A 1,965-nucleotide genomic window follows, 5' to 3' on the forward strand; every position below is an offset into this window, starting at 1 on the left:
GCCGACTTCTCCACGGACTCCTGCTCGACAACGGACTCGGTCATCTCTGGCGTCTCCTTGATCATCAGATCCGCCGTTGATTAGACACTCCCCGCCAGAGAGGCTTTCCCTGGCGACTCGTCGGCCCATCGCGTCGTACGCGTAGCGCCAGAGGGCTCCTTCGGGCGTGGTGACGTGGGTGAGCCGGTCCTCGGCGTTCCAGGCGAACGTCGTGGTGAGGACTTTGCCGCTCAGGGTGATAGTCGTCCGTTCGGCAAGCCGGCCCTGAGCGTCATAGGCGTACCGGGTGCGTCCGGAGCGGGTAAGGCGAGTGCCGGTGTAGGCGCGGCTTCCCATGTCCTCCTGGCCGGGGGTCCGGGCGGGAAGCTGGGCGTGAGTCTGGTCTCCGGCGGTTGTGTACGCGTATTGCTCACTCCATCCCCGGGCCTGGACCGCGGTGATGCGTGACGCGGAATCGAGGGTGTAGCTGCGGTGGCCGAGGAGGCTGTCGTCGATGACGGTCGGGGAGCCATCGGCCTGGTAGGTGAAGGAGCGCTCTATGAGTTCGGCACCGTGCGCGGTCAGAGACTGGTGGCTGACCCGTCCTACCGCGTCCCATTCCTGGTGCAGGGTGAGGGTGCCGTCGACGGTACGGGCTGTCTCGCGTCCCATCGGGTCACGGTCGAACTGGAAGACGTGCTCTCCCGTGGTGTAGGAGGCCAGGCCGCTCTCGTCGAATGCGAGGTGGCTTACGGCGCCGGAGGGAGTACGGCGGTAGGTACGCCGTCCCTGGGCGTCGTACTCGAAGGCCATGGTCCGTCCGTTGACGGTTTCAGCCAGCACCCGCCCGGCTGCGTCATGCTCCAGCACGATGTCCGCGTGGGCATTGGAGACCCGGCAGACGTGGCCCTGCGGGCCGAAGGAGAAGACGGAGGCGGCGCCGTCGTCGTGGAGCAGGCGTATGACCCGGCCGAGAGAGTCACGCTCGAAGGTGAGGCCCTGGCCGACTGCGTTGGTTCGCCGGATCAGACGGCCAACGGCATCGTGCTCGTACGTCAGCGTGCGGCCGTCGAAGTCCGTCTCCGCGACGAGACGCCCCGCCGCGTCGTAGGTGTACGTCCAGTCGTGGCCTGCAGCGTTGGTGACCTGCGTCAGCCGCAGCTCGGTGTCGTGGACGTAGTGGTAGCTGCCGCCGTCTCTGCCAGTGGTTCCGGAGGTGCGGTCGAAGTGGGTGACCGTGTACCTGCGGATGCGGCCCATCCGGTCGGTGTGCGCCAGCAGGTTCCCTTCGCCGTCCCACTGCCACTCCTCCCTGCTGCCGTCGGGCAGCACCAGCCAGGACAGGTTCCCTTCAGTGGTCCATGCCTGAGTAAGGACGCCGCCCAGGGCGTCGGTCACACTGGCGATGCGTCCGAAGGCGTCCCGGGTGCAGAAGGCCCTCGATCCGTCCGGAGCCGTTATTTCCACGGGCAGCCCCGCGCGATCGTTGACGACTTGAGTAACCAGGCCGCTCGCGGCTGTAAAACGGGCCATCGCGCCGACGGCGTCGAAGGAGCGCTCGGTCCGGGCACCGGTGGGGCCCGTGACGGTGACACTGCCATCCTCGCCGTACACGTATTGGTACCGGATCCCACCGCGCTCGACCACCTCTGTGGGGCGGCGAGACGCGTGCGATCGGCCAGCCCCGCCCCGTAGGTGACCGGTACGACGCCGAGCTGGTCGAGGAAGCCGTGGTTGCCTTCGCTCACGGTCGCCGACAACGGGAGGCGGAGAAGAACATCTCCGAGTAACCCTTCTGCGCGATGCAGTTCAGGCTCGTTGGGACGGGTCGTTGTTTCTGATCAGCCAGGGTTCGGGGGGCGTTGAGCCGCTGGATCGCGCCTGTGATGACGTCGGTCCAGGGCCAGTGGCGGGTGAACCGCAGGTATCGCCGGCGGCCGGTGGTGACAAGCTGGGCGGCGGCGGAGAACAGGCGAAGTCGCAGGC

2 pseudogenes are annotated in these 1,965 nt (G+C 67.4%); both read right to left on the reverse strand.

Annotated elements, in window-relative coordinates:
- A pseudogene (locus ACZ7IB_RS49070) lies at window positions 1-1,593 on the reverse strand (RHS repeat-associated core domain-containing protein); the annotation flags it as partial.
- A 227-nt stretch (window positions 1,594-1,820) separates the two neighbouring features.
- Window positions 1,821-1,965 (reverse strand): annotated as a pseudogene (locus tag ACZ7IB_RS49075) (IS1380 family transposase); the annotation flags it as partial.

It is taken from the genome of Streptomyces sp. NPDC037301, from assembly GCF_055602785.1.